Annotated in this window: 14 protein-coding genes and 2 pseudogenes; 4 read left to right on the top strand and 12 right to left on the bottom strand. The window is 41.3% G+C overall.

What is annotated here, in order from left to right:
• The first annotated feature begins 226 nt into the window (after positions 1-226).
• Entirely contained in the window at positions 227-1,150 is a 924-nt protein-coding gene (locus DMB88_RS16860) for a helix-turn-helix transcriptional regulator (protein WP_128102291.1), read from the top strand.
• Between the two features lie 98 nt (positions 1,151-1,248).
• Here the strand turns inward: DMB88_RS16860 and DMB88_RS16865 are convergent, their stop codons facing one another.
• From DMB88_RS16865 to DMB88_RS16915, 11 genes and pseudogenes are all read right to left on the bottom strand, one after another.
• Positions 1,249-3,234, bottom strand: coding sequence for a glycoside hydrolase family 127 protein (locus DMB88_RS16865; RefSeq protein WP_128102292.1), 1,986 nt, complete (start codon positions 3,232-3,234; stop codon positions 1,249-1,251).
• A gap of 258 nt (positions 3,235-3,492) precedes the next feature.
• Complete coding sequence (locus tag DMB88_RS16870; protein WP_128102293.1) at positions 3,493-4,329, bottom strand: AraC family transcriptional regulator; 837 nt, start codon at positions 4,327-4,329, stop codon at positions 3,493-3,495.
• A 216-nt stretch (positions 4,330-4,545) separates the two neighbouring features.
• Positions 4,546-6,540 (bottom strand): beta-galactosidase, encoded by a 1,995-nt coding sequence (locus DMB88_RS16875; RefSeq protein WP_368028372.1) that lies wholly within the window; start codon positions 6,538-6,540, stop codon positions 4,546-4,548.
• 457 nt (positions 6,541-6,997) lie between these two features.
• Positions 6,998-8,549, bottom strand: a pseudogene (locus tag DMB88_RS16880) (right-handed parallel beta-helix repeat-containing protein).
• 263 nt (positions 8,550-8,812) lie between these two features.
• Positions 8,813-9,121 (bottom strand): Dabb family protein, encoded by a 309-nt coding sequence (locus DMB88_RS16885; protein WP_128102295.1) that lies wholly within the window; start codon positions 9,119-9,121, stop codon positions 8,813-8,815.
• A 202-nt stretch (positions 9,122-9,323) separates the two neighbouring features.
• Positions 9,324-9,599, bottom strand: coding sequence for a hypothetical protein (locus DMB88_RS16890; RefSeq protein ID WP_128102296.1), 276 nt, complete (start codon positions 9,597-9,599; stop codon positions 9,324-9,326).
• A 376-nt stretch (positions 9,600-9,975) separates the two neighbouring features.
• Positions 9,976-10,338 carry a hypothetical protein gene (locus DMB88_RS16895; protein ID WP_128102297.1) on the bottom strand — a complete coding sequence of 121 codons (363 nt, stop codon included), beginning with the start codon at positions 10,336-10,338 and terminating at the stop codon, positions 9,976-9,978.
• A 350-nt stretch (positions 10,339-10,688) separates the two neighbouring features.
• Positions 10,689-11,879, bottom strand: coding sequence for a PQQ-like beta-propeller repeat protein (locus tag DMB88_RS16900; RefSeq protein ID WP_164848713.1), 1,191 nt, complete (start codon positions 11,877-11,879; stop codon positions 10,689-10,691).
• A 159-nt stretch (positions 11,880-12,038) separates the two neighbouring features.
• Complete coding sequence (locus DMB88_RS16905; RefSeq protein ID WP_128102299.1) at positions 12,039-12,497, bottom strand: GNAT family N-acetyltransferase; 459 nt, start codon at positions 12,495-12,497, stop codon at positions 12,039-12,041.
• Between the two features lie 321 nt (positions 12,498-12,818).
• Positions 12,819-12,980 (bottom strand): hypothetical protein, encoded by a 162-nt coding sequence (locus tag DMB88_RS30260; protein WP_164848714.1) that lies wholly within the window; start codon positions 12,978-12,980, stop codon positions 12,819-12,821.
• Positions 12,981-13,168: 188 nt separating this feature from the next.
• Positions 13,169-13,819, bottom strand: coding sequence for a GntR family transcriptional regulator (locus DMB88_RS16915; RefSeq protein WP_128104475.1), 651 nt, complete (start codon positions 13,817-13,819; stop codon positions 13,169-13,171).
• A 278-nt stretch (positions 13,820-14,097) separates the two neighbouring features.
• On the opposite strand from DMB88_RS16915, the pseudogene garR reads away from it, so the two are divergent.
• From garR to DMB88_RS16930, 3 genes and pseudogenes are all read left to right on the top strand, one after another.
• Positions 14,098-15,012: pseudogene (garR, locus tag DMB88_RS16920) on the top strand (2-hydroxy-3-oxopropionate reductase); the annotation flags it as partial.
• Positions 14,999-16,435 (top strand): four-carbon acid sugar kinase family protein, encoded by a 1,437-nt coding sequence (locus tag DMB88_RS16925; RefSeq protein WP_128102301.1) that lies wholly within the window; start codon positions 14,999-15,001, stop codon positions 16,433-16,435. The pseudogene garR and the gene DMB88_RS16925, both read left to right, overlap by 14 nt.
• A 125-nt stretch (positions 16,436-16,560) precedes the next feature.
• Positions 16,561-17,880, top strand: a complete 1,320-nt coding sequence (locus tag DMB88_RS16930; protein WP_128102302.1) for a gluconate:H+ symporter — start codon at positions 16,561-16,563, stop codon at positions 17,878-17,880.
• 221 nt (positions 17,881-18,101) lie between these two features.
• Here DMB88_RS16930 and DMB88_RS16935 read toward each other — a convergent pair whose 3' ends face one another.
• Entirely contained in the window at positions 18,102-18,989 is an 888-nt protein-coding gene (locus tag DMB88_RS16935; RefSeq protein ID WP_254438655.1) for a LysR family transcriptional regulator, read from the bottom strand.
• Positions 18,990-19,198 lie beyond the last annotated feature (209 nt).

Consider the following 19,198-nt stretch of genomic DNA (forward strand, 5'->3'; position numbering starts at 1 on the left):
GATCAATAGAAAATGACGTGCATGCTTTCGTTTAAGTAGAAGCCTCCCTTCTGATGAGCATTGAGTGCCCCACCGACTGTGAGTCCTGAGATGAAGTAGTGCTGAATGAATAGAAAACTGAACTTCGTAAGCGCTTTATTTTCAATGATACTTGTTGTATCATGAAAAATAAATGATCGATGCCAACATGAATTTTAAATATTTCAACCTGATCGGAGGTGCCGGATTGGACTCGCCCATTCTTCATTTCATCACTCCACCTATTCCGTATTTCATTGATTGTGGACGTGCTTATTACGAAGCCGGTGAATATCACATCAGTCGCAGTGACATCGGTGTCTTCGACCTAATTGTCGTTACACGCGGTTCACTCGCCATTAGTGAGAACGGGACAGAATGGCTTCTGAAGCAAGGCGAGGCACTGATTCTTAAGCCCGATGGTCATCACTACGGCTACGCTGCATGTAAGGAAGAAACGGAAATGATCTGGATTCATTTTCAAACTTATGGCAGCTGGAGAGAATCTTCGAACATGGACGAATGCCTCGCCCATCAGGCTGAATTAATCAAGACACATAAGGTAAACGCGTATCTGAATCACTGTGATGTCTGTTCCATTTTCATCCCCAAACATATTCGCATTGCAACTAAAGATATGGAACTGCTGGAGCATTTTTCTCAGCTTGATCAGGAGCCTCAGTCCATGCGCAATTGGAAAAGACAGGCGAGCTTTCAGCAATTTATGCAGCATATGGATCTTGGGCTGTCCTCACTGTCCGATGTTGCCGCCATCAGGATTGCCGAGAAAGTCGAACTCTACATCCGTCACAATTACCCTCTACCGATCTCCAATCCGATGCTGCAAAAGGAACTCAACTACCATCCAAACTATCTCGCACGCAGCATGCTGAAAGTTTATGGGATGACGCCTATGGAGTATCTGCTGTATTACAGAATCGAACAGGCCAAAAAGTTACTATTGCAAACCACCTGGCCCGTTGCCCGAATCGCCGAAGAGATTGGCTTCAATCATGTGTCCTACTTCTCTTCCTGTTTTGCCAAAAGAGAGGGTATCTCTCCTTCCAACTTCCGCAGCAAGTTCACTAACACAGAAACTAACTCGACGACTCATTCAGGACTGATGCTCTGAAAAATAAAAAGCGTCTACTCACCAGAAATTGCGTTATCTTGCAATGCGATCTCTAGGTAAAGCAGGCGCTTTCTTTTGTTTTTAGATAGATAATCCCTTTATTCGCACTCCGGAATCCACACCCGCATTTCTCCTTCATCCCGATTCGCCCAAGTAAAGTATGGAATGTAGCGAAGTTCGGCAGACCGTGTATCCCATTGAACATCACTGCGATATAAATGTGTTCCCCAGTCTTTGTCGGATACCATTCTCCGACCAATCGTTGTAAGTGCCGGAATCCCCAAAGGCATTAACTCCCTGCTGTCAATAGAAAACTTGGCATCTCGCGGCAGCTGAATACGATGCAATCCGCGGCCATTGTCGATTTCTTCGAGGCAATACATAAATGGTCCCCGCTGTATGGCTACTTTTCCGAAAGTGGATTTGATGTGATCGTGACCTTTCATCCGCAGCAACTCCAAAGGGAAGTGGAGCCTGATCTCATCGCCGGCTTTCCACTTACGAGTCACCTTCATGTAACCTGATTCAAAAGTACACCCATCTTGTTCTGTCTTCTCCCCATTAATCCACAGCTCAGGAATCGCGCACCAATCCGGCTTTCTCAGAGCTATCGTAAACTCCATTCCTTCCGAAGAATCGGGCTGAACAATCAACTTCACTTCTCCGGTGGATGTATAGTCAGACATCATGGTTAACGCTGCTCTTTTATCTTTAAGTCTGAATTCCCCTTCTCCGCCAATATACAACTGCACATACAACGTGGCCTGTTCCACAGCCGGAGTAAATACATATTGATCCAATGAGGCAAGTAATCGTGCAATGTTCGGCGGACAGCAGGCACAACCAAACCACCCTTGTCTGCGTGTTCGCACGTGGGCATAATTAGGATTGACACGTTGAATCTCCGGATCGACTTCAAGTGGATTCACATAGAAAAAACGTTGACCATCCAGGGACATTCCACTAATCACCGTATTATATAGAGCTCGTTCCATAACATCTGCGTACCGGCTATCTTGATTCAGTTGCAGCATGCGCTTTGCCCAAAAGATCAGGCCAATTGAAGCACAGGTCTCTGCGTAAGCCGTATCTCCCGGTAGGTCATAATCACCTGTAAATGCTTCTTCTTTAGCTGATGAACCAATGCTTCCCGTAATGTACATTCGCTTGCTTACGATGTTGTTCCATAATCGATCACAGGCTTCTTTCAGCGATGTATCTCCCGTCTCTGCAGCTACATCCGCCATAGCCGCACACATGTACACCAGTCGAACCGCATGGCCTTCCGCTGTTGATTGTTCCCTAATGGGGAGATGCGACTGGGAGTAAGAGTGCCGGTGTACCATGTCCAATTCGCCAAAATGGATAGAACGCCCCCTATGCTCCCATTCCTCTACAAAAAAATGCGGACGCGCTCCCCGCTGATCCAGAAAGTATCTGCTTAATTCAAGATATTTCTCTTCTTTTGTCGTCTCATACAGTTTGAAAAGAGCAAGTTCAATCTCCTGATGTCCATCATAACCTGGCAATTGTCCCGGCTCTGTTCCAAACACGCTGTTTATATGATCTGCCAAACGAATAACTACATCCAATAGATTACGCTTGCCCGTGGCATGATAATACGCCACACCAGCCTCAATCATATGTCCTGCACAATAGAGTTCATGGCACTCGGCGAGGTTCGTCCAGCGCGCCCCAGGTTCACGCAGGGTAAAATACGTATTCAGATAGCCATCAGCTTGCTGTGCTCGGGCTATGGTCTCAATAACGGAATCTACAAGGACTTCCAGTTCAGGGTCGGGCTTCGCAGAGAGCAGGTATGCAGCTGCCTCAATCCATTTTGCAACATCGCTATCCTGAAATACCATGCCATAATGAACGCCCTCTTCCTCCCCTGCAGCAATGCGGAAATTCCGAATGGCTCGGCTGGGTTCAGTCCCTTCGATACGATCATTGAGTGCTTCCCACTGATAGGGAACAACAACAGTGCGAACTAGTTCAATATAGTGCGACCAGAATGGATCATTGATTTTATAACTATAGCCCGGTATCTGAGGATGATGCGAGACATCTGGTTTTGTCATGGAAACCTCTCCTTGTTCTACTTAATATCCTTATTCTACAAATCATTACATCAGGGTAAAATCATCATTTCCAACTGAAATTTACATAATTACAACCTTGTATAAGCGTCGATCTATGACCTTGATCGAAATCAGGGAATACGAGCATCGTTTTCATGTCCATTCCAACAATTAAAATAACAAAAAAAGCCGCTAGAATAGCGACTTCAATAATTAAATGACTCTCAAGGATAAAAAGACTCTGAAAACCATAGAGTATTACACCGTGTATCGATATTTGGCGGGAGTAATCCCATGCACTCGTTTGAATATTCGTACAAAATAGTTTAATTCCATACCTACCATTGTCGCAACCTCACCTACAGATAGCTCAGAATGCTCTGTTAGAAGCTCTGCCCCCTTGAGCAATCGAAGGCGTTGAAGATAGTGGCTGGGATTCACGCCATATATCTCTTTAAACTTGCGTTGAAAGTGTTGCTTGGAATAACCGACCGTATCTGCAATATTAGCGAGGCTTAAGTCATCCATATAATGCTGTTCCATATATTGAACCGAGGCGCGAAGCATTTCTTTGGCACTCGTGCTGCTTCGATAGTTTTGCATAGGCTTCTCACTGTGAGTCGTTGTAGCGATGTACGTCAACATACTATATATTTTCGTAGAGGCCACATGATATGGGTCGCTCACCTCATGTTCACTTACATGCCATAGCTCCCTGATATCGGATTCAAGCTGCTGTATCTTAACTTCATTCACTGAGATTGGTTTCATTATTGGAAGTTGTAGTGTGTTAACAAGGGTCTCAACAAAGCTTCCCTCAATTCCCATAAACCCTAATAACCAGGGTTCAGTTGCAGATGGACCGTAGTCATGAGCTAGTTTGCCTGGCACAAATAAGATATCTCCCCTTTTCATCTTGATATAAGGCGTGTTTTCAAAGTGAAAGGCACCTGATCCTGCAAAACAAATCATGCATTGAAATGTTGGATAACCAATAGGCCGATGCATCATGTGCTGGTGATGTAATCCGCAGCTATATAATGACAATGGTAATTCGATTTTACCTTTATTATGATAAAGCCTGAATGGTAGCATGCTCCTCTTAGATCTCTCCTTCAAAGCGAGACAACAATACTGTTCTGTAGTACTGTAATCTGAATGGATGTTGTGTTCTAATCTTAGACTCTTTTAAAATTATACCATTATTAAATAAAACCAGACTCCTTTTAAATGTAGGAATCTGGTTTCAATAAATTCAAGAATATTGTTTATTTAATTACTTGCTTCCTTTCGATCTGCTGTATTACATCCTTAGCGGTTCTTGATCTCAAACTCCCGATAGAAATCGTTTCGCATTTCCGATACCGCAAGATAACATTCTTTACCGTCCAGCAATCTTGCTGGTACTCTCCACACATCTCCGTAATAATAACTGTCAGCAACGAGTTCTTCATCTGCGTAAATCTGTGCTACATCGCCATAATAATCAATATTTACGAAGCCTTCAGGTCCTGTAACGGAGATTTTTTGCCATTGGACTTTTCGCTCCCCGCCAATATGGAGCTGCTCTGTATGTTTTGGATCAAAAGGAGGCTGTTCCACATTGTCGTACGTAATAGCAGGTTCCGTATAAGATTGCTGAATAGAATTTGGATCAAATCCTGCACCATTCCAATACCAATATTGAAATTCACCTTCTTCCACAGAACGAATTTCGTCAGCAGCTTTGTACAGATCACATCCATCACCTACATAAAGCTCCCCATCCAGTCTGCGCAGATATCGTGCCTGATCCCAACTCAGTGTAACAACTGTAGTGCCGTTGACCTGAAATGCAGATTCAAGTCCCGCCTGAGTTGTTATGTTCTGTCCATCACTAAATTGATATTCTGGTGTAATTCCAGGAATTTGCGCAAAGAAATAGGTATCTTCTTCTCTGCATAACGGTTGCACTGTGCCATAGTCGAGAATAATACCTGACAGCTCCATACGGAACGGCATGAAGAAGCTTACTTCTCCACATACATCAAACGATGGGAATATGACACTGCCTGTATCAATGACAACGTTCCGCACATCCTGAAGCTCAGAAAGCCTTTGATAATGGTTAACAAATACATATCCACTCTCACCATCTGTGCGCATCACATATCGCAATGATGTCGTATCCTCTCTTGAAACCAAATTCTCAGCTTCTACTCTGGTCATCGGTGCGAGTGTCTCCTCAAAGTCCTGTACAAACAAGTGCAGGATATTCAGCAGTCTGTACTGCTCTCGAACTTCTCCATACTCGGATAATGCACACTGAAAATCATATGAAAGAATGGGATAATCATTCGGATAACCTGTGGCTTTTGATTCCTGGAAAGTAGACAGCTTACCAATTTTATTGGTTCCACCATGGTACATATAGTACCCAATCAGATTGTTACCATCACCAATCTTTACAAGCGATATGCTATAAATATCCATACCTTTAATTATGGGTCTGCGGTGATGTGTAACTTGAATACCACCACCCAATTCACAGGTTGCAAATGGATATCGTTCATACGGTAATCGCCATTGGCCATCATCTTCGATCTCTTGAGGAAGGAGATCCGCACCTATGCCTGTGTCATTTCTCATACCCGTAAAGAAATAATGAGGAGAAGGCGGAAGTTGATTTAGGTGGTCGTCCCACGGAGCATCACAGTATCCACCGAATACAGGAAACACCTCATCAACTGGAATGCGTGCTCCCTCAACAGCATTCCATCCAGTTACCGTATAGATCGGAGCAATCATGCCACAATCCACAGCCATTTCTTTTAACGTGGCTAGATGCTCAGCATCATTGGTTAACTCGTTCTCTAACTGCACGGCAATGATGTTTCCTTCATCTTTATAGAAAAGTCCTTGTACTTGCTTAGAAATATTCTCATAAAAGATACGTACTTTCTTAAGATATTCTGGATTGTTATCACGCAGCTTAAATGGTTTCTTGAGCAGCCAATCCGGGAGTCCGCCGTTCCTGCATTCGCCATGTGCCCATGGTCCAATTCTTATGACGGCTTCAAGCCCGGCCTTCTTACACTCCAATATAAAAGCACGAAGATCATTGTCACCGGAGAAGTCGAATACCCCTTCGATCTCTTCATGGTAGATCCAGAACACATAGGTAGATACAAGCGTAATTCCGCCTGCTTTCATTTTACACAGCTCTTCATACCAATCGCTTCGATCATATCTGGAATAATGAAATTCGCCCATGACCGGAATCGTAGGTTTACCATTGCGTGTAACATATAAACTTGTTAATTCAATCTTTTCTCCTGCAGGATTTTCCCTCCAAGATTCAAATGATTTTGCAAAATCTCAGGTTTTTGATATTTTTTAAATGTATACATTAAAGTCTTCCTCCCTAATCGTAGTGAGTTTCAAATTTTTAAAGACTCACACTCTAGAAATTGAGATTTCCGGATTCGCGTCAACAACCCTTTCTTGCCTTAAGTAATTTCATTTTAACTTACTGGATGAGTTGCACGTTAGGATTATCACGATGAGAAAATAGCACAAAACGAACAATTGTATGAAAGTAGAAATGTAAATGGATCAAAATTAATAACATGTAGATAGATTCATTTAATAAAAAAACCACAATGAGAAATGGTTCATTGTGGGTTATCTATTCATTCGATTTTACGATTCCTTCGTGAGCATGTGTTTTCAAGCTGCAATCAGGACTGATCCAAAATAGTGCGCTATGTGAGATGTACGGATTTTACTCATATGCACCGATGTTTACAGAGTTGCCTTGTACTCTTATCTGCCCGTCCATGTCTTGGGTTCCGTTGATCGCGCTCCCCATTGAACCTGCTTGGATCGCTGGAGACAATGGTTGGAGATGGAAGTCGGCTCTGTCGACATTAACGAATTTCGGATCGTTAAACAAAGAATGTGCATCGTTACCGCTACCTGTTTTATACGCTGAAAAGCTGGTGTAATTTTTATTTTTCCATGTCCAGTATGCGTCAGCACTACCATCAGAAGTGAAGTATAGATTATAATCGACGACGTTTCCTGCATTCTTGAGATACTCGTTGTAAATCAACACATTTGTCAGGCTGGCCACCAAGATATTGTTCTTAATTATGTTGTTTTTTGTATCGTACTGAACAAAAATTTGGCCGCTACCGCCCCCTAAAGTATCGTTCTTGTAAACGGTGTTGTTCACTACCTTGCAATTCACTGTCGAACCGCGCTGATTGTCGTAGCCCCCATAGCGATACCGGTCTGTCGATTGTTGTAGATCAGGTTGCTGCGAACCGTAATATTGCTGGTAGCTCTATCAGCATGCTCGGAGGCAATTTCAATGCCAATGTCGTTATTGTAGCTGTAATTCTGTTCAATAATCGTGTCTTTTCCGCCATCTACATATATCCCTCCAGCAGAATTACTGTTGTTCGGAACCTTCTTACCGTAAGAAGGATTTTGGTTGGAAGATATGTTATATACTCGATTGCCCTTTACCAGTCCATTACGAGCCTGATCATAAGCTGTATTCGGTGCTATCCCCTCAAAACCAATGATATCAATCCCGATGTTGTCGTTATCATGAATGAGGTTGTCTGTCACTGCAAAGGTATCCACGTTCCCGTTCAACACCAGCGTTTCACTTGTGCCTAGTACAAGATTGTATAATTCATTGCCATTAATCGTAATATCATGAACAGATGCAGGAGCTTCTGTGCCGTATACTGCGATACCGTGAGCATCCCTGCCAATCAAATCGCTGCCTACTGGCTTGGCCGTATTCTGAATACGATGGATCTTGTTGTTAGACAGATGTATGAAGCCACCTGAACCGTGGACGTAAATTCCGACAGGTACGCTGTTTCTGGACGTCGTACTGTAGTTACGAATCTCAAATCCATGAACGGTAATGTAATTCACATCTTGCATCTCGATAAGCCCCTCGATCCCATCAACGGAAAGTCCGGTACCATCAATGATGACTTTCTCCTTACCATAGTTCGAGAATACAATAGGACCTTGGGAAGCGGAACCCGAACGTGTGATTTTCAGCTTCTGATTGTATATACCTCCCGAACATTGACTTTGCTACCTGGTACAGCCTTATTGGCCGCATGCTGTAGCGTCTTCCATGGTGCATTCTTAGTGCCCGGATTGGAGTCGTTGCCACTCGTCGCCACATAATATTGAGTACTAACTGCCGATTCAGCTGAGGGTCGCACATTCCCTGCTACAATACCTAGTACAGCTATACTTACTCCTACCAGCATAAATCCCCAAAATTTCAACACAATCCTCATCACCCCAGTCTAAGCTAACCATTTCTGCATTTTCTGTGTCAATATATTTACACATCACTTGATCAATATGTAAAGTGATATACAATACATCCCTTACGCAATCTATTATGAATGAAATAGATAAATCAAGAATTATAAGAATCTTCAATCAAATTAATAAAGAGTAGTCCCTCAAAGGAGCTACTCTTTTGCATTTACAATTCTTTGTGATGCTTAGCAAGCGTTATTGTCCTTAAAGTCCTTAAACACCTTAGGTTAACTCTTTATTCTAGCGTTCCATAATCTACTTCCATAAACTGTGTAACTTCCTTCTCCCAACGGTTGGAGACAAATTCAACATGCGTTGGGTGCGCATTATACGCTTCATAATCTTCTCTATTGTGAAAGACCATAGAGAATCCAAAATCATAATTATTTTTAGGACTGATCTCACGAAAGACTTGAAAATGGTTTACTGTAGGTATGCTACTCAACATGGATTTCCCATCCTGTATAAACTTCGCTTCTTCTGCTGATCCCTTCTCATGCTTAAGTGAAAATACAACAGAATGAATGATTTGCTCGTTGCTCATTGATATCTCTCCTTAATCACGTTTAATTGCGACTATCTCTCAAATGGATATTGCAGACCCCATTGTTTCCGTAATTCATCACACTGTCTAATCACACCTAGACTCTTGTCCCACGTCATAGTCGGTGATTCCTTAAGACCTTGTCTAATACATTCGTTCACATGAGCTATTTCATACTGAAAGCCTTTATCCTCAATCCCGTCTATATGCTGGGTACAGGCTCATCATACGTCGTTAACTCTCCATTCTTCATGACTTTTATCGTAATAGGTCTCCAGAACGTTGGTACTTCAATGAAGCCCTGTGTTCCATAGATCATCGCTACACCAGCCATATCTGTTCTCACACCACTACTCATTACAGCAAGCTCACCTTTATCGTATTTAGCAATGTACGTGGCTTGTTCGTCCACTTGTACATGGTGTTCATCAGAATTCATGGTTGCAAAGCCTGTCAGATCTACAGGTAATTTCCCCAACAATTCCTCCACGAAGTGAAGGTTGTATACGCCTGTATCCAGAAGCCCACCTCCGACAAGATCAGGATTTATCAACCGGAGCTCTGGAGACATCATTAACGCAAGCTGGTTTCTCTACCAATACGGATTTCCCATGTTCTAATTCCTATCTACCTGCATACCTTGGTCTATCCATTTCAACATAGAGATGAACTTTAAGCGTTTACACTCTCTTCGATGAAATGAATATTCGATTACGAGTTCATTGTAAGATCTGAAAAGTTCTACTTATATCACAATTCTCTTATTTATATCACTAATACCATACAATTCTATTGGATATTTCTTCATTCAAATAAAAAAGCCGCTAAATAGCGACTTCATCAGCATGATACTTTTACATAAAAGAATATCTGAACAACCCATAGTAAAGAGGAGCAAGTGTGATAACCAATGTGACGAGCATTATCCATCTTCTCTTTCCTATTGAAATTTCTTCTAATATTTCTTCGCCTTGGTGATCCTTAAGCAACATTGCGAATAGTATCTCCCACAACAACGCTGAAATTGTGATTACTTTCCAAGCAAGAGGATTCAACCATTGAATGTGTTTAACATACCCTAACAATCCAAACCAAGTGATGACAGATACAACAAAATCGACTTTCCCCAGTGTTGTTCCGTATTTCCCCTTTAGCAAATAACCGAGGGATGCTGTTCCAAGTAATCCCAGATAAATCGTCCATAACCAGTTAATCACATATGTACCTCATTTATAGTCTATTTAAGAATAATCGCTTGCGTATTCCCTGTTGCATTATAGTAAAGCATCCTTATTATGCATAGTGGAAATTACCGCCAAAACAAACTTGCCAAGTTCAGGCCAAAGATCCTTCCTATTCGTCGATGTACATTTATGGTATCCCCTCCTGAATACATCTCAATGTTATTTACATTTGAAAATCCGACATGAACCATACGACTTGAGATAGACCTAAGGTCAAGTGAGTTCCTAAAAATGGGGTCACAGATGAGTTGTGCAAAATAAAAAAGTCGCCAAATTAGCGACTTGATTTGGAACGATTATTTACTTGAGTGAGGCACGATGTACTAGAGCTGCTTATTCAAATCAAAACGGTTTATCTGAGCGTTATCAGTCATCACATAAATAATACCTGCACCTTCATATACAAACGTGGGATCTGACTCACTAAGTTCAGAAGTATTAACAGTATGAAGTAATTTCACTTTGGTGCGTGCAGACGCGCTTGTCTGATAGATGGATATTTTTGAGTCCTCAACCAGCATGACGGTTCCATCCGGCGCAGTTTGATACATTTTGGCTGAGGCAGGTACAGTCTGCATGACACCTTTGTGATCAATAATAAAAAAGTTGCCATTAGACTGTATCCCTGTGAATCCATTCGAAAACACGTTTTTTTTCACCGTCATCGATGTTTCCATATCATCATAGTAACTCACATTGCTGATTTTTTGGGTCCATACCTCTTTCCCCTTCGTAGTTTTGGCGGTAAAACTTATGACATTGTTCCCGTGATTCTTCTGGAAATGAAGTAAACCATCGGATCCTAACCCTGAAAACATACCTTCTTTGAAGTCGAAATGGTACTGAAATTGCTGCTTCATTTTAAAATCATAATATGTCATACGGCTGGATGTCTTGCTTGTTCTGTTGGTAGTTTCAAGTAAACCATTGACAAAACCGTAAAGAATGGATGCATTCCAACTGTTTTTACCCAAAAATTTGCCTTGTGGACTATACCGATAACTAGTCACCCGTTCAGAAGCCGTTTCCAGATAAACAAATAAATTTCCATCAGGCATGATGGATATCCCAGATAAGGAACGGATTTTCTCGTCAAAGTACTTAGTCCACAAAACCTTCCCATTCGGATGGTATGCGGTTAGACGTGGTTTTACAACTCCTGAACTATTTCTAATCGAAGTGAGGATATAAACATTACCGTTTGGTGCGACTTGTGCATATGTACCGAAAAAACTAAAAATTAGGTTGCTTCCTGCGGTATAATCGGTCTTGGATAATTGCTTTCCTGTCTTCTTGTCAAGATTGTACATCTGATTGTCCATACTCATAAAGTGGAATGTTTGATCTGCGATCCGGACGTTACTGTCTGACACATACTCGTGACCATCCGGTATGGAAAAAGTCCAATCTGGTTTTGGTAGTTTTTGAAAGTTGTTTGCAGAGACTGTTCCCGCAAGAATGCTGCTGAGCAGTAGGAACACTACTAAAGGTATCAATCGTTTTACATGAAGCAAATCATATCACCTGTTTCTCATTTTTTAATTACAGATGCATTATCGTCATTTGTGTATGTAAAATGAATAGCATCCTGCATTTGGAAGACGGCTGGCTTTGGATATTTGATTAAGCATTATTTTTCAACTCAATAATTGTACTCCAAACGTTCCTTGACTTTACTCATTACTGATTACTAGCTTCAGCCCATCATGACTAGCAACAAATCCAAGACGTTCATAAAATCTGTGCGCATCTTTACGCTTCTTATCTGTCGTCAATTGAATCATTTCACATCCCTTAGCTTTAGCCTGATCGATGGCATATTTAAATAGAGATTCACCCACACCTTTACCTCTATAATCATTGCTGACACGAACACCTTCAATCTGGCCTCGTGTTGTACCCAATCTTGCTATCCCCGGGATAATCGTGAGCTGTAAACAACCGATCACTTCCTCCTTATCTATAGCAACGATTATTGAATTGCCGATCTGTTCTTCAATCTTCGCAAAAGCCTCAATGTATGCTAGGGGTAATGGTTCTTCATAGCGCTCTCGAGTAGCACCTAATTCGTCGTCTGCTAACAACCGAACGATGGCAGGAAGATATTCTACAGTAGCAGTTATAAACTTCATAAATACCTCCAATATGATAGGAATTTCCTCAGTAATTCTTCATTAATATAAGGTAATCTGTCGATCAGTCAATTTTAATAACTTTGTCAAAGCAGTATGAATCTTTCTCATAATCATTATGTTCATAGAACGCATAGGCATTCGTTCGCTTCATCCCTGTACATAAAATAATGCTGGAAATTCCTTTGTCCGTTTGGAAGACTCATTCTAGAAATAAAGATCATGAAAAACCCCAGCGAGGATAGCCAAGCTGAGGTTCATTCATGTATTATCATTGTGTTTGAAGTTCTAATCACTTTCAGCATTCGGTTGCCTAACACACTAGGCGCTTTGAATACCTTTAATCACTTCAACTTTTTTATCACCGGCTGTTTTAGCTACATCTAACGTTGTTTTACCTTGAAAAGTGATGATCACACCTGCCGCCATCATAGAGACAATTAGAGCAGTACTAAGGATTGTGGAAACTTTCTTATTGACCATAATAATACCTCCATTATGCATTATGTAATCATCGGCTCAGGATGATGACGAGCCTAGGTTGAACCCTTAAACTCCGTAGTGAATTAACAGCATTTCACTTTTTTTCATGAGTAATCCACGTAGTAAATGTATTATAGCGCATTGACAATGTTTGTAAAAGGATTTTATTTAACTCAGAAGACAACTCTTCACTGGTTGCTCATTACATGTAGATAAAAGTTCAAGTCGTTTTCCAGATGCTTTTTCATTAGCTCCTCAGCTCGCTCACCGCTTCTAGACTTAATTGCCTCGTAAATTTCTTCATGCTCATCGATAAGATGAGGACGATTATAGATCACAACTGTTTTTCTAAACAGATAAATGATGGCTTGCATCCGGTCTATAATATCAATCATCAGCGGATTATTACTCGCTTTTACAATATCGTTATGGAAACTCTCGTTGGCGGACATAATCTCATCTTTTGTCCCCGTTCTCCCGATCTCCACATACTTATACAGCTCTTCAATCTCGTTGTCTTTCAAAAAATTCGCTGCACATTTGGCCGAGTACCCTTCGAGCAATATCCGAACATTAAACAAATTACGTAAATCCTTTTCCGTAGGTTTAACCACTTTTTTTTGAACAATTAATCCTTCGTTTTCCAGCTTACGTATCGAATCTCTTATGGGAGTTCTGCTCACTCCAAGCTCTGTAGCGAGCTTTTCTTCAACGATCTTCGTACCGCTCGGAAGCTCCCCGTTTAAAATCTTGTCTCGAAGAATTTCATAACATTGATGGTACGCCGGTCGTGAACTATTATTTTCATGCACAAACTTCACCTCTGTCTCATTTCTCATATCAATATAGTACCAAATTATGTTCATAAAATCATTCCAATAAACGATATACACCAATAAAAGTATACGAAACTTCAAAAATTGTATACAAAAATATATTTTAATGTATACAATTTTAAAATTTTAGTATACAATGAAAACGCAATCAACGATGTAAGCGGTTGCCGATAAATTATTTCATCCTTTCGTCAAGTCGCTTCTTCATTCTTCACATTTCGTCAACTGAATATATTCAATCATGGGCATAGAAGCCCTCGCTCACAAAAGTATTAGGAGGAAATATCATGGCTAAAAAAGTTGGTTTTATTGGACTCGGAATCATGGGCAAACCGATGGCTCTTAATCTCAGAAAAGCAGGACACGAATTAACCGTTAATGATCTCAATCAGGAAGCGGTTCAAATATTGCTAGACTCCGGTGCAACTGCAGCCTCCTCACCCAGAGAAATCGCTGAGAAATGCGAAATTATTATTACGATGCTCCCTGCATCCCAACATGTGCAAGCTGTTGTTTTGGGTGAACAAGGTATTTTATCCGGAGCAAAAGAAGGCTCCATTATTATTGATATGAGCTCCATCACTCCTGCCGTTTCCATCGCTCTTGCAGAAGAAGCAGCAAAAAAAGGCGTTGGATTCTTGGATGCACCCGTTAGCGGCGGAGAACCAAAAGCCGTTGATGGTACTTTAGCAATTATGGTCGGCGGTAAAGAAAGCGTATTCGAAGCAGCTAAGTCCGTTTTGTTTGATATGGGGACGGCGGTCACCTTGGTTGGAGATAGTGGATGCGGAGTTACTGCGAAGCTCGCTAACCAGATCATTGTTAATTTAAATATTGCTGCAATGTCCGAAGCGCTTGTCCTGGCTGCTAAAGCTGGGATTGATATTGAGAAAATGTATCAGGCGATTCGAGGTGGGTTAGCAGGCAGTGCGGTTCTTGATGCCAAAGTTCCACTCATTCTGGAAAGAAACTTTGCTCCAGGAGGTACAATCGCGATCAACATGAAAGATATTACCAACGTAATGGACACAGCTCATGAGATTGGTGTACCTCTTCCCCTGTCCAGCCACTTGTTAGAAATGTTCCATGCCCTGAAGGTTGACGGGAAATTAATGGACGACCACGGCGGGATCGTACAGTATTATGAAAAATTAGCAAATGTCGAAGTAAGGGGTCTTGGCTATGAAAACAAATAACCGGTCTGTAGAAGAGGTTTTCAGTAGAATTCCTTCTCCTGATACGAACCTTATTCATGGAATGATTAATCAAGAGCTTCAACACTTTAATCGTAAAATTATCGTTTTGGATGATGATCCAACCGGTGTTCAAACTGTACATGGCATCTCGGTCTATACGGACTGGTCCGTGGATAGTATCGACAGAGGATTTCAGGAAGACAATTCGATGTTCTTTATCCTCACCAACTCACGTGGGTTTACAGCTACTGAGACGACAAAAGCACACCAGGAAATTGCTGCAAATATTGTAGAAGCTGCGAAAAGAAACAATCGCGAATTTACGATTATAAGCCGTGGTGATTCTACACTTCGAGGTCACTATCCACTTGAAACTGAAGTGTTAAAAGACACCGTTGAAGCTAAGTCCAATATACGGTTTGACGGTGAAATACTCCTCCCCTTTTTCAAAGAAGGCGGACGCTTCACCATCGACAATGTGCACTATGTTCAATATGATACGGAATTGGTTCCAGCAGGAGAAACTGAATTCGCCAAAGATCGCACCTTTGGTTACACCAAATCACATTTAGGTGCGTGGGCAGAGGAAAAATCGAATGGGCAGTATAAAGCGGATCAGATGACTTACATCTCGCTGGAAAGCCTTCGTGCCATGCACATTGATCTCATTGAACAGCAGTTGTTAAAAGTTGAGAACTTCAATAAAGTTATCGTAAATGCAATTGACTATTCGGATGTTCAAGTCTTCACCATTGCTTTGATTCGAGCCTTCAATAAAGGTAAACATTTTATGTTTAGAAGTGCTGCTGCACTTACGAAGGTCATGGGAGGCGTTAGTAACAAAAGCCTGCTCACGCGTGCAGAAATGATGAGTGACAATACAAACCATGGCGGATTAGTCATTATCGGATCACATGTCAAAAAAACGACGGAACAGTTTGAAGAACTGAAAAAGTCCAGTGTAGTAGAATTTGTTGAATTTAACGTTCATCTTGTTCTGGAACCCGATCAATTCGATAATGAGCTTAACAGAGTTGTTGAGACAACCAACCAACTGATCCTCGAAGGTAAAAATGTGGCTGTCTATACCAAAAGAGAGCGATTAGACCTTGGAGAGGACAGAAAAGAAGATGAATTGAAACTATCCGTCAAAATTTCGGATGCAGTTACGAGTATTGTCAAACGATTAGAAGTACGGCCATCCTATATCATTGCTAAAGGCGGCATTACCTCAAGCGATATTGGAACGAACGGATTGGAAGTTAAACGAGCTACCGTTGCCGGACAGATTCGACCTGGTATTCCCGTGTGGACAACCGGGGATGAAAGTAAATTTCCAGGAATCTCCTATGTCATCTTCCCTGGCAATGTGGGTACTGTAACCGATCTAAGGGAAGTTGTTGAAATGTTGAGTACGAAGTAATTCGAAACCCGTTAGTATGACCAGACTGTGAGGAGCAACACTAATAACAAAGCAATATAAACAATTAGTGCGCTCCTTATCATCCGGTTTCTTATATCAAGCAAATAAAGAAATGAGGAAATTATATGCCAATTATCTCAGTCACAATAGGGGTCATTATATTACTTATATTAATGATGGCTTTTAAGTTAAACGCTTTCATATCATTAATTATTGTTTCCTTAGCTGTTGGCTTACTGGAAGGAATGACTCCGATTCAAGCTGTCGAGTCCATCGAAGCTGGCTTAGGCGGAACACTCGGTCATTTAACGATGATCATCATATTCGGAGGAATTCTCGGTAAATTAATGACCGATTCTGGTGGTGCTCAGCGCATTGCCACAACCATGATCAGTGCCTTTGGTCAAAAACGTACTCAGCTGGCAGCCGTTATTACAGCAGCTATTGTTGGAATCGCTTTATTCTTTGAAACTGGAGTGGTCGTGTTAATTCCGTTGGTATTTACCATCGCCAGAGCTGCACGAGTACCTGTTCTATATCTTGGAATGCCCGTTATTGCAGCACTTATAACCATGCACGGATTCGTACCTCCGCATCCTGGCCCTACAGCCGTTGCTAATGTTTTTGGAGCCAATATCGGATTAACGATGATCTTAGGTATCCTTGTTGCGATCCCTGCATTCATCCTTGCTGGCCCTGTGTATACAAGGTTATTTAAAAAAGAAGCCTTGGAAATCGATATCCCCAAAGGTCTATTTAATCCAAAAGAATTTAAGGAAGAAGAGCTGCCTAAATTCGGAATCAGTCTTTTCACAGCACTTCTACCTGTCATTTTGATTGCGCTTCAAACTTTTGTCGAGATCTTTGCACCTGAATCAGCATTTTCATCTGTAACTAATTTCATCGGTAATGCCAATGTCGCTTTGTTGATTTCTGTCTTGGTTGCCATTTTCACTTTTGGACTGAACCTAGGCAAAAAAATGCCAGAGGTTATGAAATCTCTAAGTGATTCTGTAAGTGGAATCGGAATGATTCTCTTGATTATCGCTGGTGGTGGTGCGTTCAAGCAAGTGTTGATCGATAGTCATATTGATCAATATATCTCTGATCTTATGGCAGGCTCCACGCTATCTCCTCTCATTCTAACTTGGTTGATCGCAGCCATCTTGAGAATTGCCGTTGGTTCTGCAACTGTGGCTGGTATGACAGCAGCTGGTATTGCCGCGCCTCTGGTTGCTGCCACAGGAGTAAGTCCAGAACTTATGGTTCTAGCAGCTGGTGCGGGAAGCGTAACATTCTCTCACGTCAATGATGCAGGCTTCTGGATTTACAAAGAGTATTTTAATCTTACTATAGGTAAGACGATAAAAACCTGGTCAGTCATGGTCACGATTATTTCATTGGTAGGACTTGCTGGTGTCCTGATTCTAGATATGTTTATGTAAAAAATAATTTAAATTGTTGCCAAAGAGTCCAAGTAGGATGAACCTCTGCTTGTGCTCTTTGGCTTTTACTGTTATCTGTCTAGAACCATAACAGTTAACAACCGATTATGAAGATGTTAATAAGAGCTTCACGCAATCATTTAGACCGACACATAACAATTAGGATTTGACCTTTTATTTGATTCCTAAAATAAAAAAAGCCGCTATACTAGGGACAAGGTTTAACGATGATAAAAATCCATAAATGCAGCTTGAAAACCTTTGCAAGTCACACTGTGTTCTCGATTTTTATGAGTAATCAGGCCGTGAGTAAAGGTCATTTTTGGGGCAAAAGAAAGAATTTGCAATTCTCCTGTTTGTAGCTCCTTACGGATTGCTATTTCAGGAATTAGAGCATACCCTTTACCACAGCCCACATATTGTTTGATCATCTCCAGACTAGGCAGCTCTAAAGCATCTTTAACCGTAATACCAGCTTGCTTCAAAACATCTATAGCCGACGTGTGGTACAAACAAGATGTACCGTTGCTGATGAAAAGTTGATGGTTCAGGATATGCGCTCCAAACTTTTTCACGTTCTGAGTGATGGTCTGCGACGCAGCGAATACAATTGTTTCTTCCAAGATAGGATTAAAAAGAAGTTCATGTCGATTCGGATTCTCAGGCACAATACCAAAGTCCAGCTCATAATCGAGAACGCCTTTTAGAATCTCCTGATGTGTTCCGTGTTCTATACGCAAATTCACATTAGGCCTCTGACTTGTATATTCCTGAATGAAAGGCAACATTCGTGTAAGGAAAAAAGACTCTTGTGTTCGAATACGTATCGTTCCAGATGGCTCTGCCAGTTCATGGATATGTTCATCAAGGGATTGAATCAAGTGCACATACTGATAAGCATATTTGGAGAATACCTTTCCCGCCTCCGTCAGTTCTATCCCCCTTGGATAGCGATGCACCAACTTTTGTCCAACAATTCTCTCTAACTGCTGAATGTGAGTCGTCACAGTAGATTGCACATAACCTAAACGCTCAGCAGCTCGACTGAAGCTTTTTTCTTCCATTAAAGCGATAAAAGCGAGAAAAAAACGTCCTTCTAATGCATCCATCACATCGGATCAACCTTTCATATTCCATTTTGAAATAGTAAGCATTCAATATATTCGTTAGTCAAATAGATGATTGTATTATACGATATCTTTAGTTGTTCGTGTTATTAAAAAATAGCGAAGGAGATGTAACATATGCAGGTTCGTTATCAGCAGCAAAAGGTTGGAGACGTCAACGTTTTTTATCGCGAAGCTGGCCCTAAGGATGG

Origin of the sequence: Paenibacillus sp. DCT19 (genome assembly GCF_003268635.1) — a bacterium.
In the GTDB taxonomy this organism is placed as follows: domain Bacteria; phylum Bacillota; class Bacilli; order Paenibacillales; family Paenibacillaceae; genus Paenibacillus.